Genomic DNA, 22,026 nt, shown 5'->3' with positions numbered 1-22,026 from the left:
TCAGGCTCCTTCAACTCGGAGAACGGATGCGATGGCGCTCACCGCATCGCTTTCGCGCAGGGCGGCGACGGTCGCGGCGAGCGCGGCCTCCGACGCTTGGTGGGTTCCGATTACCAGGGTAGCGGTGGCGGGCGCCGGGGGTTCACCGGGCGCAGAGCGATCGATCGCCGCCGACTGCACGAGCGTCTCGACCGAGACGCCGTGATCGCTGAACACTTGCGCGATTCGGGCGAGCACGCCCGGCTCGTCGACGACGTGGAGCGTGATCTGATATCGGGTGGTGATGCTGGAGATCGGCAGGATCGGCAGGTTGGCGTGGGTCGACTCGGCGACGCCCGGCCCGCCTGCGACATGCCGTCGTGCGGCAGAGACCACATCGCCGAGCACAGCGGATGCCGTTTGCAGGCCGCCTGCGCCGGCCCCGTAGAACATCAGGTCGCCCGCAGCCGCAGCCTGAACGAAAACCGCGTTGTTGCCACCGTGCACGGCGGCCAGCGGGTGATCGCGCGGCACGAGCGCCGGATATACGCGTGCCGAGACGCCTGTCTCACCCGAGCCCGCATCGGTGAGCCGTTCGCAGATCGCGAGCAGCTTCACGACGTAGCCGGCACGACGTGCCTCGTTCACCTGCTCGAGGGTGATGCCCGTGATGCCTTCACGATGCACGGACTCCAACGGCACCGTTGTGTGGAATGCGAGGCTGGCGAGGATCGCAGCTTTCTGGGCGGCATCGTAGCCACCGATATCGGCGGTCGGATCCGCCTCCGCGAAACCGAGTTCCGTCGCGAGGGCGAGCGCTGTTTCGAGGCTGTCGCCGAAGGTGTCCATGCGGTCGAGGACGAAGTTCGTCGTGCCGTTGACGATTCCGAGGATGCGCGTGACTTGATCGCCGGCAAGGCTGTCGCGCAATGGACGGATGATCGGAATCGCGCCGCCCACCGCGGCCTCGTAATACAACTGGGCGCCGACCTGTTCAGCGGCTTCGAACAGTTCCCGGCCGTGCGTGGCCAGTAGCGCCTTGTTGCCGGTGATCACGTCTGCGCCGGAGTTCAACGCCTGCAACACGTGGCTGCGCGCCGGCTCGATTCCGCCCATCAGTTCCACGACGATGTCGGCGCTGAGGATCAGTGAGGACGCATCCGTCGTCAAGAGCTCGCGCGGCAGTTCAACGTCGCGTGCGGCATCCAGATCGCGCACGGCGATTCCGACGAGTTCCAGGGGTGCACCGACACGTGATGCGAGTTCCTCGCCTTGCCCGAGAAGCAAACGCGCGACCTGGGAGCCGACCGAGCCGGCGCCGAGCAAGGCCACTTTCAGGCCCCGGTATGCGATCACAGCTGCTCCTTGGTTGTCGATGAGGATTCCAAAGCGGGCAGGCGGACATCATGAGCAAGCAAGTCGTCCTCTGTCTCGCCGCGCACGATGATGCGAGCGTGGCCGTCCAAGACAGCAACAACGGCCGGCCGCGGCAGGTAGTTGTAGTTGCTCGACAGCGACCAGCAATATGCGCCGGTCGCGGGCACCGCGAGCAGATCACCGGGGGCGACATCGCTCGGCAGGTAGTCGGCATCGACAACGATATCGCCGGATTCGCAGTGTTTGCCGGCGATCCGCACCAGCGCCGGCGCGGCATCCGATGTTCGGTTTGCAATGCGAACAGAGTAGTCGGCGCCGTAGAGAACGTAGCGGGCGTTGTCGCTCATGCCTCCGTCGACGCTGACGTAGAGACGATCAGCGCTCGCCCCGTCGATCAGTACGCTGACCGGCTTGGTCGTGCCGACCGTGTACAGGGTCAGGCCTGCCGGTCCGACGATCGCCCGGCCCGGTTCGAAAGCGACGGTCGGCACCGGGATGCCGAGCCGGTCGCACGATGCCGCGACGGCGCCCGCGATCTGGGAGGCGAGCTGCGCGAGCACCAACGGTTCATCGACGCTCGTATACGCGATGCCGAAGCCGCCCCCCAAATTGAGTTCGGGCACTGGGCCGTCGGCCAGCAGGCGCGCGTGAACGTCTAAAACGCGGGCCGCCGACTCTGCGAATCCGTCTGAGCCGAAGATCTGCGATCCGATGTGGCAGTGCAGTCCGAGGAATGACAGGCTCGATTCTGCGCGAATCGCCGACCCGAGTCGCTGCGCCTGGTCCAGCGGCACGCCGAACTTCTGATCCTCGTGGGCCGTGGCGAGAAATTCGTGAGTGTGCGCGTGCACTCCGCTGTTCACACGCAGCCGCACGCGTTGCACGACACCGTGTTTGCGCGCCGCCGCCGCCACGCGAGCGATCTCCTGCTCGCTGTCGATGACAATCGCACCAACACCGACGGCCACGGCCCGATCGATCTCCGCAACCGACTTGTTATTGCCGTGGAAACCCAGCCGCTGCGGATCGACCCCCGCCGCAAGCACAACGGCGAGCTCTCCCCCGCTGCAGACATCGATGTTGAGGCCGGCATCGGAGACCCAGCGCGCGATCTGGGTGCTGAGAAACGCCTTGCCCGCGTAGTAAACCTTCGCGGATGCGCCGATCCGGCCGACCGCATCGGTAAAGGCCGCGAGCGCGTCGGCGGCGCGCGCACGGACATCCGCTTCGTCGATGATGTACAGGGGCGTGCCGAACTGCGCGGCCAGCTCCTGCGCACTCACGCCGGCGATGCTCAACGCACCGTCGTCGCTCCTGCGGCTAGCGGCCGGCCAGAGGCCAGGCTCGAGCGCATTGGCGTCGGCCGGCTCGTGCAGCCACGATGGGGCGAGCGGGTTGGCGACCACGGATGAAACCTCGCAGGGCAGATCAGACGACTAGACATAAGGGGATGGCGAGCGGACCCGGATTGGCCCCTGAAGCCGTCGGTCGCGCGGGCGGCGAGCCGATTGCGAACGTGTCGAAGTCTACCGAGAATGCCGACCCGCCGATAATTGGTTACGAACAGCGCGCGTGGGTGTCGAACGTGGCCTTGTCGAGAACGATGTCCTCGGCAGACACGGTGACGACTGCGGCATTCGACGTCACCTCGACATTGGTGACAGTGGCACCTTTCGGCAGATATTGCGCGACGCAAACAGGGAACGGTTTGTTCCCGATCAACTGGGTGACCACGGCACCAAGGTCGACCTGGGCTGGCCCGCCGGTGATCTTCACCGATTTCGGTGCCAGCAGGATGTCCAGCCCGTCGGCTTTCGGCGTCGCGGTCGCTTCGAACGAGATCGGGAAGCCGAACACGTGCGCTGAACCGCTGTAGCCGATGGTGCCGGCCCCGAACACAAGTTGGGAGGTCGCCCCGGGAACCGTGACAAGCTTGTTTGCGGCATCCTCGGAGATCGTCAGCGTGCTCGTGATCGACTTTGTCGGCTTGGCCAGGTCTGTGGGCACGCCGTGACCGACGATCGTAGCGTGCACCGGCACGCCGTTGATCGTCACCTGTTTCGCGGTCAGCGTCACCTCATCGAACGACCCGGCAAGATATTGCCCGATCACTGAGACGCCTCCGATCTGAACGGTCAAGTCCTTTGCCACAACGTTTGCGGGCAGCTCCGAACTGATCTGTTTGGCGACGCCGGTCTCGGCTGATGACCGGATGATCGCATCCGCAACGAAGAAGAATGCCGCGAGCACGACCACGGCGGCGAATACCGACGCGAAAATGAGCAACCAACGGGGTCGGCGCGGCGCGGTCGTCCGAAGCGGTATGAACCTTTCCGTCGTTGCGGAATCGCTGATGGTTTCTCTGGCCGTCAACGCGCCCTCCGATCGCCGATCAGGTCTATGCCGCTCATCGTCATACTTCGTTCCCCGCTACATCCGTTCTGGAGCGGACACGCCGACCAGGCCGAGCCCGTTGCGGATGACCTGGCCCGCTGCGTCGTTCAGCCACAATCGGGTGCGATGCACGTCACCGACGGGCTCGTCGCCGAGCGGAATGACCCGGCAGTTGTCGTACCAGCGGTGGTAGAGCCCGGCGATCTCTTCGATGAAGCGGGCGATGCGATGCGGCTCACGCAATTCGGCTGCAAGTGCGACGATCCGCGGATACTCCTGCAAAGCGCCGAGCAGCGCCGATTCGGTCTCGTGGGTCAACAGCTCAGGGGCGAACGCGCTGCGGTCGACTCCGGACGCCGCCGCGTTGCGGTCAACGGACCGGGTGCGTGCGTGCGCGTATTGCACATAGAACACAGGGTTCTCGTTCGTGTGCTTGCCGAGCAGGTCGAGGTCGATCTCCAGCGGCGAGTCGCTGGAGGAGCGCACGAGTGCATAGCGGCCGGCATCCACACCGACGGCGTCGACGAGGTCGTCGAGGGTGACGATGTTGCCTGCGCGCTTGGACATCTTGACCGGTTCGCCGTCGCGCAGCAGGCTGACCATCTGACCGATCAGGATCTGCAGGTTGATGCCGGGCTCGTCGCCGAACGCCTCGACCATAGCCATCATGCGGCCGATGTAGCCGTGGTGGTCGGCGCCGAGCATGATCAGATTCTGATCGAAGCCGCGCTCACGCTTGTTCAGGTAGTAGCCGAGGTCGCCGGAGATGTACGCCGGCTCGCCGTTGCTGCGGATGATGACACGGTCGCGGTCGTCCCCGAACGTGGTAGTGCGCAGCCAGATGGCGCCGTCCTCCTCGAAAACGTGGCCGAGTTCGCGCAGCCGCTCGATCGCACGGTCGACCGCACCGGATTCGTGCAGGGAGTCCTCGTGGAAGTAGACGTCGAAGTCGACGCCGAACCCGTGTAGCTTCGATGTGATCTCGGCGAACATCAGTTCGGTGCCTATTGAGCGGAACACTTCCTGCTGGTCCTCGCGGGGCAACGCCGCGAGGTCTCCGTCGTAGCGGGTGACGACCTGCTCGGCGATGTCGCCGATGTAGGCTCCCCCGTAGCCGTCTTCCGGGGTCTCCTCGCCGAGGTACGCGGCGAGGAGACTGCGGGCGAATCGGTCGATCTGCGAACCGTGGTCGTTGAAGTAGTACTCGCGGGTGACCTCAGCACCCTCTGCCGCGAGCACGCGCGCGAGACTGTCGCCGACGGCCGCCCAGCGCACTCCGCCCATGTGGATCGGCCCCGTCGGGTTCGCAGACACGAACTCGAGATTGATCCGGATGCCGTCGTACAGATGACCTGTGCCGAACGCCTCCCCCGCGTCGACGATCGTCTTCGCGAGCAGTCCTGCGGCCGCCGCGTCCAGGCGGAAGTTGATGAAACCGGGCCCGGCCACTTCTGCGGATGCGACGCCGTCGATTCCGGATGCGGCATCCGCAATCTCTGCGGCCAGCTCGCGCGGATTCGCTCCCAGCGGCTTGGCCAGCCGCATCGCGACGTTGGTGGCCCAGTCGCCGTGCTCGCGATTCTTCGGGCGTTCCAACGCGACCGCACTCGGTTCGAATGCCAGGTCGGAGCCGTTCGACTCACGGCGACGCGCGACAATCGGCTGAATGATGTCGTACAGGGTCGCAGCAAGTTGTTCGGGAGTCACGAGCATCGATTCTACCGGGGGGCGGCTGGGCGTCTGATGCGCATTGTTCCGCGCGATTCCGCGGTCGGAAGCTGGAATCGGCGTGCCGTCAGCATCGCAAATGCGGGAACGCACATGCATCAGTTGATAGGGTTCCTGAGCACGCGTCCTCGCGTCGCATGAGCGGACCACCGTCGGACCGCGCACTTCGTTCTCGTGTCACGAAGGTCGTCATATGCTCCAGTACTCACCTCATCGGCGCCCAGGTCTTCGGCGCGCAGCGGGCGCTGTTTTCGCTTTTGCCGTCGGGCTCACCATCGTCGGGACGCTCGCAGCGTGCACCGGTGCTCCGTCATCGCCCGCAACGACTGCGGGCGGCACTCCGGCCGGTGTGCCGAGTTCCACCGCGACCGTCACCTCGACCCCGACACCCGCGGATCCGCCGACGCCGGTCAGCCTGACGTGTGATCAGGTGGTCACTGCGCAGCAGCTGTACGACTTCAATCCGAATTACGGCACGGACCCCGGCTACAGCCCGAAGGCGAACACGAATCCGGCCGCGGCCGTCGCGATGAAGGGCGTCTCTTGCGGGTACCTGAACCAGACAAGCAATGCCGTCATCGAGGTGGCGATCGCGCACCCGGCCGCATCCGCCGTGACGGGGCTGAAGGACACGGCCGCGACGAGCAGCCATGTCGTGCCGACCTACGGTGTTCCGCCGACCGTAGAGGGTTACTTCACGGTCGTCGGCGGCATCGGCGAGGTGCAGGCTTTCTCGAACGGCTACTGGGTCGTCCTGCGTTCGGCGGACTTCGCGGAACCAGGGGACCCGCAGCCGCTGGTCGCTGCGGTGCTGGGCAACCTGCCCAAAGGCTGACGCAGCATCCGCCGGTGGATGCTAATGTTGACGAGCACTCCCGGGCCCCCATAGCTCAGGGGATAGAGCGTCTGCCTCCGGAGCAGAAGGCCGTAGGTTCAAATCCTACTGGGGGCACATATTGTGACCGACCCCGCTCGGTCGAGCTCTTGCCACCGAGAGTTGACGACGGCCGTATCTTGGATGCGCCCGGGACGCGATTGTCGTGGGGGACGGATCGTGGTCTACGTCTGGATTGATATCGACTCGAGGGACATTGCGTGCGTCGTCGGCACCCGCGATGCTGCGACAAATCAACGAGTTCGGAACGCAGAAACTGGCTTACGATCTGAACGTGCGCGACATCATCGGCTCCCTGTATCAACTCGAGCGACCGCGCGCCGGCAACGCCTACCTCATCGAATTGGATGACCGCTCCGTCCTCGTCGACACAGGTCTCCCGTCCAGTGCGGGCGCAGTCGTCAGCGAACTGGCTGGTGCGCGCATCCGCCCGATAACGGACATCGTGCTGACGCACTACGACGCCGACCACATGGGCGGTGCAGCCGCCGTGCAGAACGCGACGGGTGCTCGAGTGTGGCTAGGGGCTGCAGACATAGCGATCGTGCGCCGCGAAGCAGCACCCTCGACACGCATGCGACGCTGGATGCTGAACTCGGGATTCCTTGGCCGTGCCGACCTCCCCGAGTTCACCGAACTACCCGACCACGACGAGGTCGAGATCGCCCCAGGGGTTACCGCAGTGCCCGCACCCGGCCACACGCCGGGGCACCATGTCGTGCGCTGGAGTGGTGTGGCGTTCATCGGCGATGCCGCTCGAATCTCGCGAGGCCGACTCGTTCGGCTGCCGAACTTCCTGACCAGCACCCGCCCCCAGGCGGAGATGACGATCCAAGCGATCACGGCTTCCCACCCGCGTCTGGTGTGCCCGGGCCACGGGCGGCCGGGCCCACTGAAATAGCCCGTCGCGGCGCTTGAACTCGGTGGGCGAACGCAACCCGTTGTCGCAGCACGAGTCAGCTCGCATCGGGGCCAGTTCGCATCGGGCCAGCTCGCATCGGGGCCAGCACTCCGGGCTTGGACGCTCACCCCGGCATCTGCGCCAATTCGCGGTACCGCGGGATGAGTTCCATCCACCGGTCGTGCCACACGCTGGCGTCGCGTCCGTCGAGATAGGCGGTCAAGTCTTCGATGTGGGCCCGCCAGCCGGCACCGTGATCCGCGTACTCGTCCAACGGCAATCCGCGTTCCTCGATCACCAACCTGGTTCTGCCGTTGTCGTCGGCGAGCGTTGCCTCGATCACCGTCTCGTCATCAGCACCGGGGCTCATGGTCGCCATCAGACGGCGCGGTGCGTCGCACACGTCGACTCGCCCGGGCCCCTCCCAACTGCTGGTGAAGCGAGCCTGGAACAGCCCCCCGAGCCTGAGTTCACCCGTGACCTCGGCAATCCAGCGAGCGAGCCGGTCTGGCTCAGTCAGCGCCGACCACAGGTCGACGACGGTGGTGTCGTAAACGTCCTCCATGCGTACTGTTCCCCTGCCGTTCTCGACGCGCAAGCTGCCGGTTACATGACTGATAGCGGATGTCATGGTGTTCTCCTCTGATCGTCGTTTTTGTGTTCATGGTGACTCTGTTCGTGGTGACCCTGTTCGTGGCGACCCTGATCGCGTTTGCCTCGAGCAATTTCGGTGTGCAGCGCGTCCAGGCGTTGCTCCCACACGGTGCGGTACTGGCCCAGCCAGGCGTCGAGTTCGGCGAGCGGCTCAGGGCGTAGCGAGTACACGCGCCACTGCGCCTCGTAGCGCGCTTCGACCAGCCCGGCATCTCGAAGTACGCGCAGGTGCCGAGAAACTCCGGGCCGAGCGATCGGCAATCGTTCGGCCAGTTGCCCGACCGTGGCTGGTCCGAGCCGCAAGGTGTCCAACATCGTGCGGCGACTGGCGTCGCTCAAGGCGTGCAGCACAGCATCCATGACGTTAATGTACCCATCTGGGTACATACGCGTCAAGCTCTTTTCTTCGCCCGTGAACGATCGCCGCCGAGGTCACCCGGCGCGCGAAGAGAGACTCGGCGACACCTGGCTTGCGGTCGGCGTGCGCGCAACCACCGCAACACTGAATCCGGCCGCCCGGTCCGGGCTTCAGCCGCGCGAGCTGTCGCCAAGCGACGACACGAGAATCCTGCGCACGCTCTCGAAATTGCTCGCCCAGACGAGCAAGTCAGCGAGCTGAATAGGCTCGTCTCCGTGCTGGAGACTGACGGCGCGGTGAAACGTCAGTTCAGGCGAGCTCACACTCAAGGTCTCCAGAAGCGATGCGAGGTTCGTTCTGCGTGCGGCCACCTCCTCGCGGATGGCGTTGGCCACCCAATGCTGCACGCTTGCTGCCACAAACCGGGCGTCTTCAACCGAAATTCCGTCTGCCGGTTTCATCGGCTTGCCCCACTGGCCGAACATCTCCGGCTGGTGCACCAGGTCGCGCGGGCGTGCCGCAACGGAGTCAGACGTGGAATCCGCGACCGGGCCTGCGACGAAGGTGCCCACCGTATCCTGCCTTTCACTTGGCCTTTCACTTGGCCTTTCACTAGGCCGTTCACGTGGCGGCGCCGAACTTCGAGGGCGGGCGCCGTACTTGATTCTTCGCGGCATCGACTCGCAAGGTCAAATTGAGCGGATAGTTCGTGGCGGGTGGCGGGTCAGCGTAACGCCGGTCTTACCGGGCCCCCGCGCGACGCGTGAGGAAAATCGGTACGGCACTGAACGCAAGGAGCGGGATCACCCACAACGCCGCATCCGCGTACCCCTGTTCGCTCGGGAACACCGAGCCGGCAGGTGTCGCCGCAGCGAGCAGCAGGCCGGCCAGCGCACTGCCCATGCTGAAACCGACGCTCCGGACGAGCTGATTGATCGAAAGGACACTCGCGGTTTCTGGCTGAGGAACGTCCACCAGGACAAGCGCCGGCATGATCGCGGACACGCCGCCGACCCCGAACCCCAGAATCGCCATAGCGAGCAGGACGGCCGGCAGCGAATCAGACACCAACGCGAACAGACCTGCGGCGATCATTACGGCGAAGGCGGCTGCGAGGTAGACCCATTTTCTCGAGAAGCGCCTGGCGGAAATCGGCGTGAGTTTGCCGGCGACGAACCCCAATACGGAGAACGGAATCAGCGCAGCTCCGGCCAGCACGCCGGGTAGTCCGAACCCGTAGCCAACCGTGACGGGGGTTTGTACGTAACGCGTCAGCAGGCTGAACAAAAGGTACATGCCAACGCCGGCGACGAGCATCCCGATGTTCGCGCGAAGCACTCCCGGTTGGCCAAGCAGCCGAAGGTCCGCCAACGGCGCGCTCGTGCGCAGTTCAACGACAACCCAGGCACCGAAAAGCACGAGCGCGCTGGCGAGGATCGACCCGCCGACCCACGGCTCGCCCCAGACAGCAGGCTGCGCGATGACGAGCAGGACCCCGAGTATCGCTGCGCCGAGCAACAGTGCGCCAGCCACATCCACGCGCACTCTGACTCCGCCACGAAGCACCGGCGCATCCGCCGGCAGCGCTCGCCAGGCGATGACGAGAGAAACAAGCGAGAGAATCAGCCCGAGTCCGTACGCGACGCGTAGCCCGGCGATCTGGTCGAGTAGCCCGACCAGCGGGTACCCGACACCGATGCCAACCGTCGAGGCCACCGACAATGTTGCGATCGTCGAGGCCGATCGCCGCGCCGGGAACTGATCGCGCGCAACGCTCATCAGCAGCGCGATAACGCCGAGCCCGAGCCCCTGAAGTGCGCGCCCCAGCAAGAGGAAAGCAAAGGAGAACGGAATCGTGGTCAATGCTCCGCCGAGTGCGACGAGCGCGAGGGTGACCAGGATCGTGACTCGCCGGCGCGAGCCTGAGCCGAGTCGAGCCACAATCGGCCCTGAGATCGCCCCGGAGAACAGCGTGATGGTCAGCGTCCACTGCGCTGCGTCGAGCGACACGTGCATCCCGGTGGCCACCGGCGTGATCAGCGGCGCGCCAAGACTGCCGATCACCGCACCGAGCAACCCGATCGTAACGAGCGCTCGCCCGAGGCGTCGTGCGGCCATCGGCTCGGCCACGGGTGTCAGCTCGGTGCTCATCGGATCTTCGCTGCGCGGAGGTTATCGACTATCTCCGAGCTTCGCTTCCGGGATCGTCGGCTCGAACAGTTCGACAGGGTTGCCCGACGGGTCGTCGACAATGATCTGTCGCCCGCCGACGCCCTCGACGATGTCGTTCCGAAAAGTGCGGCCATGCCCGCGCAGTGCCCCGACTGTCGCATCCAAATCGTCGACCTCGATCGAGAAACGATTCCAGCCGCCCGGCTGCGGCAGCGTGCCGTCCGGCATCGCCTGCCCGCCGCCTGCTCCCCCGCCGGGCCGGCTCAGCACCAGCCGCAACGGCCCGCGCGACATCATGGCGAATGCCGGTGCCGGGTGCATGACCACCTCGAAGCCGAGCTCGTCTCGATAGAACGCGATCGCCGCATCCACGTCGTTGACGATGTATCGGATGCTCACACTCTGCACGGAGGCCACCTCGCCATTCTGCGCGTGGCTGCAACCGTGCGCAATTCGTGCTGCCCGCTGCGGGCTGCCCGCCGCGGCGTTTCGGCCGCACTGGGTCGGGCGCGGCTAACCGACCGTGACGAAGTCGATCAGCTGCTCCACGCGACCCAGCAGCGCCGGCTCCAGGTCGGCGTATGTCGACACGCGCGACAGGATGCGTTTCCACGCCCGCGCCGTGTCGGTCTGTGTCTGGTGCGGCCAGCCGAGCGCGGCGCAGATGCCCTTTTTCCACTCGATCGAGCGCGGAACCTGGGGCCATTGCTTCAGCCCAAGTCGTTCCGGCTTGACTGCGGCCCAGATGTCGATGAACGGATGCCCCACCACCAGCACGTGCGCGCCATGCGGCCCGCGCGCCACGGCCTGCGCAATGCGCGACTCCTTCGAGCCCTGCACCAGATGGTCCACGAGCACACCGACGCGCCGGTCTGCACTCGGCGCGAACTCGCGCACGACGGCATCGAGGTCGTCGACTCCTTCCAGATACTCGACCACGACGCCTTCCACCCGCAGATCGTCGCCCCAGACTTTCTCGACCAGTTCTGCGTCGTGCTTGCCCTCGACGAAGATCCGGCTTGCGCGGGCCACGCGAGCGCGGGCATCCGCAACGCTGAAGGAGCCGGATGCAGTGCGGCCACGGCCGGTCGTCGCGTCGGCAGCCGCGACGGGTGCGATGAGCACGACCGGCTTTCCGTCGATCATGAAGCCGTTGCCCAGCGGAAAGACCCGCACACGACCGTGCCTGTCTTCGAGGTGCACGAGCTTGTTCTCGATCCGCGTGACGGCACCGCAGAAGCCAGTCTCGACCTCCTCGACCACGAGTTCGCGCTCGGCCGGCACCGTGTGCACGGTCGGCAGACCGCGGGCGCGCCAGTTCGTGGCCAGAACGTCAGATCCGTACGGGTCGTCAAATCTCACCGTTCGACGCTACCCTCTCCCCCTGTCTCCGCGCCGCCAGCCACGCCCGCGCGCCCGTTTCTGCCGCCGAGTGCGCCCGAATGGCCGTTGTGGGCACGCCTCACCCGGTCATTCCGTCCACTTGGACGCACTCGGCCGGTCGGGGGCGGCGAATGTGAGCCACCGAGATGAGAGGATCGGAGCATGAGCCAGAAAAGCATCCTCTTCCTCGGCGGTACCGGCGTCATCAGCGCGGCCTGCGTCACGCGCGCGGCTGCGCTCGGGCACGACGTGACCGTGCTCAACAGGGGGCGCAGCAGCATCCGCCCGGTGCCGGATGCCGTCCGGTCCATTCATGCAGACATCCGGGATGCCGCCTCGGTGCGCGACGCGCTGGGCGACCGCGAGTTCGATGTGGTGGCCGAGTTCCTCGCCTTCACTCCAGACCATGTCGCCCAAGACGTCGCGCAGTTCGCCGGGCGAACCGGGCAGTACGTGTTCATCAGTTCGGCATCGGCATACCAGACGCCGCCATCGCGGCTTCCTGTCACGGAGTCGACGCCGCTGCGCAATCCGTTCTGGCAGTATTCGCGCGACAAGATCGCGTGCGAGGATCTGCTGGTGCACGAGTATCGCGACAGCGGTTTCCCGGCGACGATCGTGCGTCCTTCGCACACGTATGACCGCACGTCGCTGCCCACCATGGGCGGCTGGACCGACATCGCCCGGATGCGTGCCGGCAAACCGGTGGTCGTGCACGGCGACGGCACGAGCCTGTGGACCATCACGCACACCAGCGACTTCGCCGTTGCGTTCGTCGGGCTGCTCGGCCGCCCGGAGGCCGTCGGCGACAGCTTCCAGATCACCGGCGACCACGCGCCGACCTGGGACCAGATCTACTCTGCTTTGGCACGATCTGCAGGTGTCGAGCCGAACCTGGCGCACGTCGCATCCGAGACCATTGCGGCGATCTACCCCGACCTCGGCCCCGGCCTGCTCGGCGACAAGGCGCACTCGATGGTTTTCGACAACAGCAAAGTGAAGGCGCTCGTACCCGAGTTCCGCACGACGGTGACATTTGCGGATGCCGCCCAGGACATCATCGACTGGTTCGACGCGCATCCGGATCACCAGATCGTCAACGCAGACCTCGACGCTTCCTTCGATCGCATGGTTGCTAGCATCCCGGCCTAGCCCGCGCCACAGAAGTGCTCACGGCGCCGTTGCAAGCCGTTCGCCGCATTCGGTGCCGAGCGTCGGCTAGGAGAGCCTCTTCACAGTCGTGGACTCGAACGATCCCGCTGGTCGAGTAGCGAGGAACGAGCGTATCGAGGCCCGCACGAGGTCTCGATACGCTCGCTGTCGCTCGCTACTCGACCACCGGGCGGCGCATTCGACGACATTGCAAAGGCCCGATTCGGCTGGACGCGCTCGGACGGGCCCCTCTAAACTCGGCTCAAGGCTGGCGGGGAAGGCAACCGATGCGAACTCGACGAATGTGGTGGGCGGTAGCGATCGCAGCGGCGATGGTGCTGGCCGGAGGTGCCGCAGCATCCGCCACCGACCCCGTCGACATCGACACAACGCACGTTGTCGACCCTGCCGGGGTGCTCGGAGGCAAGACCGCCGCAGTCACGAAGGCCATCGACACGCTGTATTCGAATACGGGGATCGATTTGTACGTGGTCTATGTCGACACGTTCACGAACCCGCCGACTGCTCAGGAATGGGCGAACACCACGGCGGAAAAAAATGACCTCGGCCCGAACGACTACCTGCTGGCGATAGCGACACAGGGTCGCTCGTACTATTTGTCCGCAGACTCGACCGGGCCGCTCAGCGAAAGCCAAATCGCCCAGATCGAACAAAAGAACATCGAGCCTGCCCTGCATAACGACGACTGGGCGGGTGCAGCGATCGGCGCCGCAGAGGGCATCGGCGCGGCCACTGGCGGAGGCGGCGGAAACGGCTGGGGCTTCTTCTGGTTTGTGCTCATCGGGCTCGCAGCCGTCGCGGTCATCCTGTTCTTCGTGTTGCGCGGCCGCAAGAAAGAGGCCAGGCAACCCGCCGTCGAGGCAACCGACCCGCTTGCCGGGCTCTCGCTCAAAGACCTCGAGCGGCAGGCCGGAAGCGCCCTCGTGCAGACTGACGACGCCGTCAAGACCAGCGGCGACGAACTGGGGTTCGCCATCGCGCAATACGGTGATGCGGCTGCGGCTCCGTTCACGGCCGCGCTGGCGACCGCGACGGATCAGCTCAGGCAGGCGTTCAGGCTGAAGCAGAAGCTCGACGACTCAATCCCGGATACAGACGATGACAAGCGCGCGTGGAACGTGCAGATCATTCAGCTCTGCACTGAGGCCAACGCGGGCCTCGACCAGCAAGCCAAGGCATTCGACGAGTTACGCGATTTGGGCAAGAACGGGCCTGCAGCATTGCGCGCCGTGCAACAGAAGACCGAGGCGGTCCGCGCGCGGGTGCAACAGGCATCCGAGTCGCTCGCGGCGCTCGGCACGAAATATGCAGCGGAAGCCCTCGTCACCGTGCACGATAATCCGGTGCAGGCGACCGAGCGGCTGTCTTTCGCCGCGGCAGCGGCGCAGGATGCGCAGGCAAGACTCGACGCAGCCGATCCTGGTCACGCAGCTGTCGGCATCCGTGCGGCGGAAGAGTCCGTTGACCAGGCGGGCCTGCTGCTGGATGCTGTGGATCGGGTAGCGACGGATCTCACGGACGCGACCCAGGCCATACCGGCCGTGATCGCCGAACTGTCCGGCGACGTCGCACAGGCGCGCGCCTTCGCCGCAACGGGCACGCCGGCGGCGGAGACGGTCGCGGCCGCAACGCAGCAGGCGCTGGATGCCGCGAACGCACAATTGAGTGCTGATCGGCCGAACCCCGTCGAAATCATGCAACGGTTGCAGGCCGCGAACCAGCAGATCGCCGCTGTACTTCAGGGTGTGCGTGACGGACAGCAGGAACGGCAACGCGCACAGCAGTCGTTGGACAGCACTCTGACGACGGCGCAGGCGCAGATCTCCGCTGCCGAAGACTTCATCACGGCGCGGCGCGGCGCAGTGGGTGCGGATGCCCGCACCCGCCTTGCCGAGGCCGGCCGCCTTGCCGTGCAGGCGCGGGCAGCGGCGGGCACGGACCCGGTTTCCGCACTCGGCCAGGCGCAGCGCGCAAGCCAGCTCGCAACGCAGGCAATCCAGCTCGCACAAAGCGACGTCGGCGTGTTCCAGGGCGGTGCGAACGGCGGCCCATTCGGCGACGGCTCCGGCGGGGGAATCAGCGGTGGTATCGGCGGCGGCAACGGGGCGATGGGAGCGATCCTCGGCGGCATCATCATCAACTCGATCCTCGGCGGCGGCAACGGCGGCGGGTCCGGAACCAGCGGCGGCGGGTTCGGTGGCCCTCGCTCCGGCGGAAGCGGCGGCAGTGCTGGTGGCTCTCGAAGTGCAGGCAGCTTTGGCGGCGGCGGAACTCGTTCACGCCGCGGCGGAGGACGATTCTGACCACAGCAACACTGACCACTTTGTAGGAAACCAGGGCAACACCTGACGAAAGGAAACACCATGGCAAAGCAGTCGATTCTCGGGCGGATCACCCAATTGATGAAAGCAAACGTCAATGCGCTGATCGACCAGGCGGAAGATCCGGAAAAGATGCTCGACCAGATGGTCCGCGACTTCACAAACAACATCGCGGATGCGGAGAGCGCGATTGCCGAGACGATCGGCAATCTCCGCCTGCTGGAAGACGACCACAAGGAAGACGTCGAAGCAGCCGCAGAATGGGGCACGAAAGCGCTGGCCGCAAGCAGGCAGGCCGACACGCTTCGGGCGGCGGGCAACACGGCCGACGCCGACAAGTTCGACAACCTGGCCAAGGTGGCCCTGCAGCGACAGATTCAGTCGGAGAACGAGGCAAGAGCAGCCGAACCGCAGATCGCTTCGCAGACCGTCATCGTCGACAAGCTCAAGAGCGGCCTGAATGGCATGAAAGACAAGCTCGAGCAACTCAAGTCCAAGCGCAGCGAACTTGTTGCGCGGGCCAAGAGTGCCGAAGCCCAGAACAAGGTGATGGATGCCGTCAAGAGCGTCGACATCATGGATCCGACCAGCGAAGTCAGTCGGTTCGAAGACAAAATCAAGCGCGAAGAGGCGCGAGCGCGCGGCGCAAGCGAGCTGGCGGCATCCAGTCTCGATGCACAGTTCAACGAGCTCGACGATCTTGGCGAGTTGACCGAGGTCGATGCCCGCTTGGCCGCGCTGAAGGCATCCGCCGCTCCGGCCATTCCAGCAGTTGAGGCGGCACAGGCGCCTGCTGCGCCCTGAGCCCTGCGCTGAAACAAAACGACGGAGATTCTTCGCGACCCGCCGGCGGCCGGTGACCTGAATCAGCGTGTCACCGAGAATCTCCGTCGTTTTGTACGGTACCCAAGGGAATAGGGCGAGAGCCGTGGCCGTTGCCGCAACCATGACAACAATCGGGCTCATCGGAGCTGGACACATCGGCAGTCAACTCGCACGCCTTGCGGTCGCGCACGGCTATCACGTGGTGGTGAGCAATTCGCGCGGCCCGTCCACTCTCACCGAACTGGTCGCAGAACTCGGCCCGCAAGCTCGCGCCGCCAGCTCAGCGGATGCCGCTGCTGCGGCCGATATCGCGATCGTCACGATTCCGCTGAAGAACGTCGACAATGTGCCCGTTGAGCCGCTCGCCGGCAAGGTCGTCATCGACACGAACAACTACTACCCGCAGCGTGACGGCAATATCGCGAGTCTCGATGACGAGAGCCTGACGGTTTCCGAGCTGCTGCAGCAGCACCTGCCCACTTCGAAGGTGGTCAAGGCTTTCAACCACATCACTTTTGGGGATCTCACCACCGACGGCTCAGCTGCTGGCACCGACAACCGCCGCGCGCTGATCGTCGCCGGTGACGACGCTGCCGCAAAAGAGACCGTGACAGCGCTGATCGATTCTTTCGGGTTCGATGTCGTCGACGCCGGCCCGCTCGCCGAAGGCTGGCGTATTCAGCGCGACACCCCCGGCTACGTCAAGCGCCTGAACGCGAGCGAGCTTCGCACGGCGTTGGCGAGCGCCAAGCGCTACCGCGACATGTGACCCGGTCTGCGGCGCAAGTGTGGCCCGCTCACGGGTAGGGTAAATCCCGTGTCGACTCACTTTCTCGTCGTGCCCGAGTGGCAGGGTTCCGGCTCTTCGCGCGCAATGCGCCTGATCGACGGTGCGAATGCGATTGTGGGCGATCTGCCTTCGAGCGCCACAACCGTCGTCGAGATTCCGACCGAGGCGGGAGAGTCGCTCGGCACCGGCGTACACCGTTACTCCGCACTGCTCGGCGTGCGCGAAAAGGTTGAAGCGGCATTGCGCGCCCTTCCCGACACCGTCGTACTGATCGGCGGCGACTGCGGGGCCGATGCTCCGGCCGTTGCGCGTGTCGTGATGGCAGCGGCGCCTGGCAGTGTCGCACTGCTCTGGTTTGACGCCCACGGCGACCTCAACACGCCGGAATCCTCCCCGTCGGGGTCGTTCGGCGGCATGGCGCTTCGGGCTTTGCTTGGCGACGGTGCCGAGGGCCTCGCGTCGAGGGGGCTGGCCGTGCTCAGACCGGATCATGTCGTTCTGGCAGGAACGCGCGCGCTCGATGACGCGGAAAGCACGTACATCGAGGAGTCTGGCATCCGCCTGATCGCGGTTGAAGATCTGGTGACTCCGGATGCCGCGCTCGCCGCGCTCGAGGCCACCGGCGCGACCTCCGTGTACGTGCACGTCGACCTCGATGTTCTGGATCCGTCCGCGATCGACGGGGTCGGCTCCCCCGAGCCGTTCGGGGTGGCACCCGACGCTCTCGCCGAGACGATCCGCGCGGTTCGGGCACGATTTCCGTTGCGCGGTGCGGCCGTCACCGGCTTCGCGCCGTCCTCGCCGGATGCCGCGAGCGCTGACCTGTCGGTCATCCTGCGCACGCTCGCCGCGCTGACGGCGCCGCTGTAGCGTTGGAGAATGACTGAAGATCGCCCGGCAGAGTCCGAACCGCGCATCCTGACCGAACGCCGCGGGCATGTCTTTCTAATCGGCTTCAACCGGCCGGAAAAACGCAACGCCGCTGACTTTGGAATGCTGCAGGAGTTGAGTCTCGCGTACGGCGAGCTCGAACGTGATCCGGAGTTGCGGGTCGGCCTGGTCTACGCCGTCGGCGATCACTTCACCGGCGGCCTCGACCTCGCCGATGTGGCTCCGCGGATCGGCAGGGACGGCATCGAAATGGTGCCGGCAGGTGGAATCAATCCGTGGCAGGTCGACGGCACCAGGTTGAGCAAACCGGTCGTGATCGCCGTGCAGGGCACCTGTCTCACCTTGGGGATCGAGCTGATTCTGGCCAGTGACGTCGCTGTGGCGGCCGCCTCGACCCGGTTCGGCCAGGTCGAGGTGACCCGCGGCATCCTGCCGTTCGGTGGCGCCACGCTACGTTTTCCGCGCGCGGTCGGCTGGGGCAACGCGATGCGCTGGATGCTGACCGGCGAGCTCTTCGACACGACGGAGGCGCATCGCATCGGACTCGTGCAGGAGGTCGTCGCAGACGGCGACCAATTCGACACCGCCCTCGCGATCGCCGAGCGCATCGCCGCGCAGGCACCCCTGGCCGTGCAAGCGGCCCTCGTGAACGCGAAGCGCGCGGTAAGAGACGGCGACGCTGAAGCCGAGGCCGAACTGCAACCGACCCTCGTGCGGCTGGCCTCCAGCGAGGATGCCGCGATCGGCATGCGCGCGTTCCTCACCCGAAGCGCACCAGACTTCGTCGGCCGCTGACCGTGGACCGGATGGCAGGCCGACCGGAAGGCAGGCAGAACAGCGTGCGCGGCGTGAAAGCATTCCTTCTCGACTCGCCGCTGAGTGCGGCCGGATACGCGTACGCCACCGCAGTCGGCTTGGTCTGGGGCTTCGTCTGGAGCACCGGGCGCGTCGAGCGCCGGGCGGGCCTGTTCGTGTTCCGCGGCATGCCGAAATGGACTTTCGGCCGCGGAGGCTCTTGCGTCGGCGGCTGCTACCTGACGCAGGAGAATGTCACAGATGATGTGCTCGAACACGAGTCGGTGCACAAGAGGCAATGGCAGCGCTACGGCATGCTGATGCCGGTTCTGTATCTGATCGCCGGGCGCGACCCGTTGAAGAACCGGTTCGAGGTTGAGGCCGGGCTGGAGAAGGGCGGTTACCGGTGAGCAAGGAAGCTCCGATCATCGTGCTCACGGGAGCCAGTTCAGGCATCGGCGCGGTTGCCGCGATGGCTCTGGCCGACCAGGGCGCTCATCTCGCTGTCGTCGGGCGCAACGCCGAACGCACCAGGGCGATGGCATCCAGGATCGGCGGCGAGGCCTACCTCGCCGATTTCGATCATCTGGATGACGTCCACGCTCTGGCCGAAGCACTGCTGACCCGTTACAACCGCATTGATGTGCTCGCCAATAACGCCGGCGGGCTCGTGTCGAAGCGCGCGCTGACCGTCGATGGCCATGAGCGCACGATCCAATCGAACCACCTGGCCCCGTTTCTGCTCACCAATCTGCTGCTTCCCCGGCTGATTGATTCGGCGGCGGATGCCCCTGTCCGGGTCGTTTCGACGGCAAGCATGGCCAACCTGTTGGCACGCCTGCGCCTGGACGACCTGGACTGGCAGACCCGCCCGTGGCTCGGCGGCTGGGGTGCGTACGGTGCGTCGAAGCTCGCGGATCTGCTCTTCATCCGAGAACTGGCCGAGCGGACAACCGGCACCGGCATCCGCGCATACTCGTTCCATCCCGGCACGGTCGTCACCGGCTTCGGTGCCACATCACCGTTGATCAAGCTGGGGCATCTGGCTACAGGTAGCCGGTACGGGATCCGGCCTGAACAGGGAGCCGTACCGCTGATCGCCCTAGCGGGCGGAACGCTGACCGGAAACGCACCGATCGGTGCGCCGACCGGCACGTATTTCGACAAGTTGACACCGGGCGGCCGGGTGAACGCGCAGGCGCGGGACCCGCAAGTCGCGCGCGATCTCTGGGCGGTCTCTGCGCGCGCGGTCGGACTCAAGCAAGACTAGGCGGCGGGCACAGCACGAGCCGCAACAGACGCGAGCTGCAACAGACGCGACCTGAATTAGTGCGGGCCAGACAGGCGGAAGGCGCTCGGCGTGGCGATCGAGGAGACCGGCATGGCGACATCCTCGACCAGGTGTTCGTAGACGTCGGCGACTGCGCGATAGTCACCGGTCAGAATCGCGTTGGTCGACCCGGCTCCGTCACACAGCATCTCGGCGGTCCAGGCCCGCACCGCGCGCGACACCGCCTCGCCTGGCGCACAGCGTGCCGCAGTGCCCGGCCGGCCGGCACGGGCGGAGCGCGAAAGCCAGGTCACGGTCATCCGCAATGGAACGTCAAGAATAAACTCGTCGTCCGGCCCACCGACTTCGACGAACACGCGGCCGCGAGCACACAGAGGCAATAACGCGAGCTCACTTTGCAGTTGGCCGAGCGACGTCTCGTCACCGATCACGAGATACTGGGCGCGGTCGTCGTGATGCGCTGTGCGACTCGTGTGCGTGGCGTGGTCTGGCTCAAACATTTCGCTCTCAGTATAGGCATGCCTTACCTAAGGTTGCCGCACCGACCGCACCCGCCGACGTGCGGACTTTGGTCGTAATGCCAGGGGCCATACCGACAGAAGTCCGCACCTCAGCTGAGGTGGCGCGCACACGCGCGGCGGCGTGGGCTCGCACGAGCATTACCAGAACGCCGGGTGCCGTTCCTGCCAGCGGATGCGCCGCTCGAGTTGTGAGCCGAGCGCCAGTAGCGTCGCTTCGCCGCCTGGGCGCCCGATCAATTGCACCCCCATCGGCAACCCGTCCGCGGTCTGATACACCGGCAGCACGATCGCGGGCAGCCCGGTGACGTTCACCATCGAGGTGAATGGGGTGTATTGCACCTGCTGTTCGAAGTTGTGCTCGGCGTCTTCGCTGTCATACCAGCCGATCGGCCGCGGCGTCATCGCCAGCGCTGGAGTCAGCACCGCGTCAAAACCCGCCAACTGAGCGATGAACGAACGCTCATAGGCCGCAAGCGTCGAGAGAGCGGAACTGAGGGTGCGAGCGCTGAGGCTCCGACCTTGCCGCACAAGCCAGCGCGTGAGCGGTTCGAGCAGTTCCTCGCCCGCGTTTTCGGCGGGAATCCGGGCTGCGCCGGCTTGCCAGATCGTGCGGAAGGCATCCGCATAAGTCCCTTCCGCCGTCAGCGCCGTCTCCTCGATGCCGTGGCCGAGTGCCGCGAATTCGGAAACCGCCGCATCGAGCGCCACCCGTGCCTGTGGATCGATCGTGATCTCGTATGCGCTGTCCCAGGCCGAGGTCGTCATCACGCCGAGCTGGAAACGGCCCTCGCCGCGTACCGCGCTGGCGAGATACGGTTCGTCGGCGCCTGGCGCTCGCAGCGTGAAATGATGATCGATGCGACCGTGCGTACGGGCGATCATTCCGTCGAGCAGCAGCGCGGCATCCGCCACCGTTCGAGCGAGCGGTCCGTCGACGACGAGACCCGCGAGTGAGTCGATGCCACTTCCGGCGGGCACGAGGCCGCGTGACGGTTTCACCCCGACGAGCCCGCATGCCGCTGCCGGAATACGAATGGAACCGCCCCCGTCTGAGCCCGGCGCGAACGGCAGCATGCCGCTGGCGACAGCCACAGCAGCCCCACCGCTTGAACCGCCGGCGCCCAGCATCGGATTCCACGGGTTGCGCGCCGGCGGCGCTGCGAGCGACTCGGTGTACGACGGCAACCCGAATTCCGGCGCGTTCGTCTTGCCGAGGCTGATCGCACCGGCGGCATCGAGTGTCTGCACGATCTCATCGGTCGTGTCAGGCACATAGCCGGCCATCAATCGTGAGCCGAATCCGGCAGGAACGCCGGCGCGAAGCCACAGGTCTTTGTCTCCCGACGGCAGGCCCCACAACGGGGCAGAGGTGGGAACGGATGCCGCGACCTGCGCGGCGCGCTCACGCGCGGCATCCGCCGTCACGGTCACGAATGCGCCAAGTTCCGGGTTGAGCCGCTCGATGCGCTGCAGGTAGTGCTCGGTCAGCTCCAGCGGCGAGAATGTGCCTTTCCGCAGTTCCTGCCACTGTTCGAGGGCGGTGAGATCATGCAATTCGGCCATGTGTCGAGCCTACGC

The 22,026-nt window shown here is 65.8% G+C and carries 22 protein-coding genes and 1 tRNA gene; 11 read left to right on the top strand and 12 right to left on the bottom strand.

What is annotated here, in order from left to right; translation table 11 throughout:
• The 4 genes from QU604_RS07775 to argS all read right to left on the bottom strand — a co-directional run bounded on the left by QU604_RS07775 (nucleotide 1) and on the right by argS (nucleotide 5,457).
• Nucleotides 1-1,335, bottom strand: a complete 1,335-nt coding sequence (locus QU604_RS07775) for a homoserine dehydrogenase (protein WP_308468234.1) — start codon at nucleotides 1,333-1,335, stop codon at nucleotides 1-3.
• Nucleotides 1,332-2,762 (bottom strand): diaminopimelate decarboxylase, encoded by a 1,431-nt coding sequence (gene lysA / locus QU604_RS07770; protein ID WP_308468233.1) that lies wholly within the window; start codon nucleotides 2,760-2,762, stop codon nucleotides 1,332-1,334. The genes QU604_RS07775 and lysA overlap by 4 nt, the downstream gene beginning before the upstream one ends.
• 151 nt (nucleotides 2,763-2,913) lie before the next feature.
• Nucleotides 2,914-3,729 carry an LmeA family phospholipid-binding protein gene (locus tag QU604_RS07765; protein ID WP_308468232.1) on the bottom strand — a complete coding sequence of 272 codons (816 nt, stop codon included), beginning with the start codon at nucleotides 3,727-3,729 and terminating at the stop codon, nucleotides 2,914-2,916.
• A 57-nt stretch (nucleotides 3,730-3,786) separates the two neighbouring features.
• Nucleotides 3,787-5,457, bottom strand: coding sequence for an arginine--tRNA ligase (argS, locus tag QU604_RS07760; protein WP_409350007.1), 1,671 nt, complete (start codon nucleotides 5,455-5,457; stop codon nucleotides 3,787-3,789).
• Nucleotides 5,458-5,671: 214 nt separating this feature from the next.
• Here argS and QU604_RS07755 point away from each other — a divergent pair, with 214 nt between their 5' ends.
• From QU604_RS07755 to QU604_RS07745, 3 genes are all read left to right on the top strand, one after another.
• Nucleotides 5,672-6,313: an iron ABC transporter ATP-binding protein gene (locus QU604_RS07755; RefSeq protein ID WP_308468230.1), complete on the top strand. Its 642-nt coding sequence runs from the start codon at nucleotides 5,672-5,674 to the stop codon at nucleotides 6,311-6,313.
• A gap of 44 nt (nucleotides 6,314-6,357) precedes the next feature.
• A tRNA-Arg gene (locus tag QU604_RS07750) sits at nucleotides 6,358-6,430 on the top strand.
• 163 nt (nucleotides 6,431-6,593) lie between these two features.
• Nucleotides 6,594-7,274, top strand: a complete 681-nt coding sequence (locus QU604_RS07745; protein WP_308468229.1) for an MBL fold metallo-hydrolase — start codon at nucleotides 6,594-6,596, stop codon at nucleotides 7,272-7,274.
• A gap of 124 nt (nucleotides 7,275-7,398) precedes the next feature.
• Here the strand turns inward: QU604_RS07745 and QU604_RS07740 are convergent, their stop codons facing one another.
• The 6 genes from QU604_RS07740 to QU604_RS07715 form a co-directional block, all read right to left on the bottom strand.
• On the bottom strand, nucleotides 7,399-7,905 hold the full coding sequence (locus tag QU604_RS07740) for an SRPBCC family protein (RefSeq protein ID WP_308468228.1): 507 nt from the start codon (nucleotides 7,903-7,905) through the stop codon (nucleotides 7,399-7,401).
• On the bottom strand, nucleotides 7,902-8,288 hold the full coding sequence (locus tag QU604_RS07735) for an ArsR/SmtB family transcription factor (RefSeq protein WP_308468227.1): 387 nt from the start codon (nucleotides 8,286-8,288) through the stop codon (nucleotides 7,902-7,904). The genes QU604_RS07740 and QU604_RS07735 overlap by 4 nt, the downstream gene beginning before the upstream one ends.
• 168 nt (nucleotides 8,289-8,456) lie before the next feature.
• Complete coding sequence (locus tag QU604_RS07730; RefSeq protein ID WP_308468226.1) at nucleotides 8,457-8,858, bottom strand: hypothetical protein; 402 nt, start codon at nucleotides 8,856-8,858, stop codon at nucleotides 8,457-8,459.
• 169 nt (nucleotides 8,859-9,027) lie between these two features.
• On the bottom strand, nucleotides 9,028-10,437 hold the full coding sequence (locus tag QU604_RS07725) for an MFS transporter (RefSeq protein WP_308468225.1): 1,410 nt from the start codon (nucleotides 10,435-10,437) through the stop codon (nucleotides 9,028-9,030).
• 21 nt (nucleotides 10,438-10,458) lie between these two features.
• The gene (locus QU604_RS07720) at nucleotides 10,459-10,875 is read right to left on the bottom strand and encodes a VOC family protein (RefSeq protein WP_308468224.1); all 417 of its coding nucleotides are present in this window, start codon (nucleotides 10,873-10,875) and stop codon (nucleotides 10,459-10,461) included.
• Nucleotides 10,876-10,971: 96 nt separating this feature from the next.
• The gene (locus QU604_RS07715; protein ID WP_308468223.1) at nucleotides 10,972-11,820 is read right to left on the bottom strand and encodes a DUF3097 domain-containing protein; all 849 of its coding nucleotides are present in this window, start codon (nucleotides 11,818-11,820) and stop codon (nucleotides 10,972-10,974) included.
• Between the two features lie 183 nt (nucleotides 11,821-12,003).
• On the opposite strand from QU604_RS07715, the gene QU604_RS07710 reads away from it, so the two are divergent.
• The 8 genes from QU604_RS07710 to QU604_RS07675 all read left to right on the top strand — a co-directional run bounded on the left by QU604_RS07710 (nucleotide 12,004) and on the right by QU604_RS07675 (nucleotide 19,906).
• On the top strand, nucleotides 12,004-12,993 hold the full coding sequence (locus QU604_RS07710; protein ID WP_308468222.1) for an SDR family oxidoreductase: 990 nt from the start codon (nucleotides 12,004-12,006) through the stop codon (nucleotides 12,991-12,993).
• A gap of 287 nt (nucleotides 12,994-13,280) precedes the next feature.
• Nucleotides 13,281-15,317 carry a TPM domain-containing protein gene (locus tag QU604_RS07705; RefSeq protein WP_308468221.1) on the top strand — a complete coding sequence of 679 codons (2,037 nt, stop codon included), beginning with the start codon at nucleotides 13,281-13,283 and terminating at the stop codon, nucleotides 15,315-15,317.
• A 60-nt stretch (nucleotides 15,318-15,377) separates the two neighbouring features.
• Nucleotides 15,378-16,139 carry a PspA/IM30 family protein gene (locus QU604_RS07700; protein ID WP_308468220.1) on the top strand — a complete coding sequence of 254 codons (762 nt, stop codon included), beginning with the start codon at nucleotides 15,378-15,380 and terminating at the stop codon, nucleotides 16,137-16,139.
• Between the two features lie 124 nt (nucleotides 16,140-16,263).
• On the top strand, nucleotides 16,264-16,929 hold the full coding sequence (locus QU604_RS07695; protein WP_409350006.1) for an NADPH-dependent F420 reductase: 666 nt from the start codon (nucleotides 16,264-16,266) through the stop codon (nucleotides 16,927-16,929).
• A 48-nt stretch (nucleotides 16,930-16,977) separates the two neighbouring features.
• Nucleotides 16,978-17,820, top strand: coding sequence for an arginase family protein (locus QU604_RS07690; RefSeq protein WP_308468219.1), 843 nt, complete (start codon nucleotides 16,978-16,980; stop codon nucleotides 17,818-17,820).
• A gap of 9 nt (nucleotides 17,821-17,829) precedes the next feature.
• Nucleotides 17,830-18,636 carry a crotonase/enoyl-CoA hydratase family protein gene (locus tag QU604_RS07685; RefSeq protein ID WP_308468218.1) on the top strand — a complete coding sequence of 269 codons (807 nt, stop codon included), beginning with the start codon at nucleotides 17,830-17,832 and terminating at the stop codon, nucleotides 18,634-18,636.
• Nucleotides 18,637-18,647: 11 nt separating this feature from the next.
• Nucleotides 18,648-19,046: a Fe-S oxidoreductase gene (locus QU604_RS07680; RefSeq protein WP_308468217.1), complete on the top strand. Its 399-nt coding sequence runs from the start codon at nucleotides 18,648-18,650 to the stop codon at nucleotides 19,044-19,046.
• Nucleotides 19,043-19,906, top strand: coding sequence for an SDR family NAD(P)-dependent oxidoreductase (locus QU604_RS07675; protein ID WP_308468216.1), 864 nt, complete (start codon nucleotides 19,043-19,045; stop codon nucleotides 19,904-19,906). The genes QU604_RS07680 and QU604_RS07675 overlap by 4 nt, the downstream gene beginning before the upstream one ends.
• Before the next feature lie 56 nt (nucleotides 19,907-19,962).
• On the opposite strand, the gene QU604_RS07670 is transcribed toward QU604_RS07675, so the two are convergent.
• Complete coding sequence (locus QU604_RS07670; RefSeq protein WP_308468215.1) at nucleotides 19,963-20,427, bottom strand: SIP domain-containing protein; 465 nt, start codon at nucleotides 20,425-20,427, stop codon at nucleotides 19,963-19,965.
• Between the two features lie 159 nt (nucleotides 20,428-20,586).
• A complete protein-coding gene (locus QU604_RS07665; RefSeq protein WP_308468214.1) occupies nucleotides 20,587-22,011 on the bottom strand; it encodes an amidase in 1,425 nt (474 codons plus the stop codon).
• Nucleotides 22,012-22,026 lie beyond the last annotated feature (15 nt).

The sequence above is a fragment of the Rathayibacter sp. SW19 genome, assembly GCF_030866825.1.
Lineage (GTDB): Bacteria > Actinomycetota > Actinomycetes > Actinomycetales > Microbacteriaceae > Rathayibacter_A > Rathayibacter_A soli.
This window is presented reverse-complemented; position numbering and strand designations above follow the sequence as displayed.

Coding starts and splice junctions, on each gene's coding strand:
- QU604_RS07705 (WP_308468221.1), top strand. CDS start 13,281: ATGCGAACTCGACGAATGTGGTGGGCGGTAGCGATCGCAGCGGCGATG.
- QU604_RS07670 (WP_308468215.1), bottom strand. CDS start 20,427: ATGTTTGAGCCAGACCACGCCACGCACACGAGTCGCACAGCGCATCAC.
- QU604_RS07710 (WP_308468222.1), top strand. CDS start 12,004: ATGAGCCAGAAAAGCATCCTCTTCCTCGGCGGTACCGGCGTCATCAGC.
- QU604_RS07685 (WP_308468218.1), top strand. CDS start 17,830: ATGACTGAAGATCGCCCGGCAGAGTCCGAACCGCGCATCCTGACCGAA.
- QU604_RS07665 (WP_308468214.1), bottom strand. CDS start 22,011: ATGGCCGAATTGCATGATCTCACCGCCCTCGAACAGTGGCAGGAACTG.
- QU604_RS07725 (WP_308468225.1), bottom strand. CDS start 10,437: ATGAGCACCGAGCTGACACCCGTGGCCGAGCCGATGGCCGCACGACGC.
- QU604_RS07700 (WP_308468220.1), top strand. CDS start 15,378: ATGGCAAAGCAGTCGATTCTCGGGCGGATCACCCAATTGATGAAAGCA.
- QU604_RS07755 (WP_308468230.1), top strand. CDS start 5,672: ATGCTCCAGTACTCACCTCATCGGCGCCCAGGTCTTCGGCGCGCAGCG.
- QU604_RS07745 (WP_308468229.1), top strand. CDS start 6,594: ATGCTGCGACAAATCAACGAGTTCGGAACGCAGAAACTGGCTTACGAT.
- QU604_RS07735 (WP_308468227.1), bottom strand. CDS start 8,288: ATGGATGCTGTGCTGCACGCCTTGAGCGACGCCAGTCGCCGCACGATG.
- QU604_RS07680 (WP_308468217.1), top strand. CDS start 18,648: ATGGCAGGCCGACCGGAAGGCAGGCAGAACAGCGTGCGCGGCGTGAAA.
- QU604_RS07740 (WP_308468228.1), bottom strand. CDS start 7,905: ATGACATCCGCTATCAGTCATGTAACCGGCAGCTTGCGCGTCGAGAAC.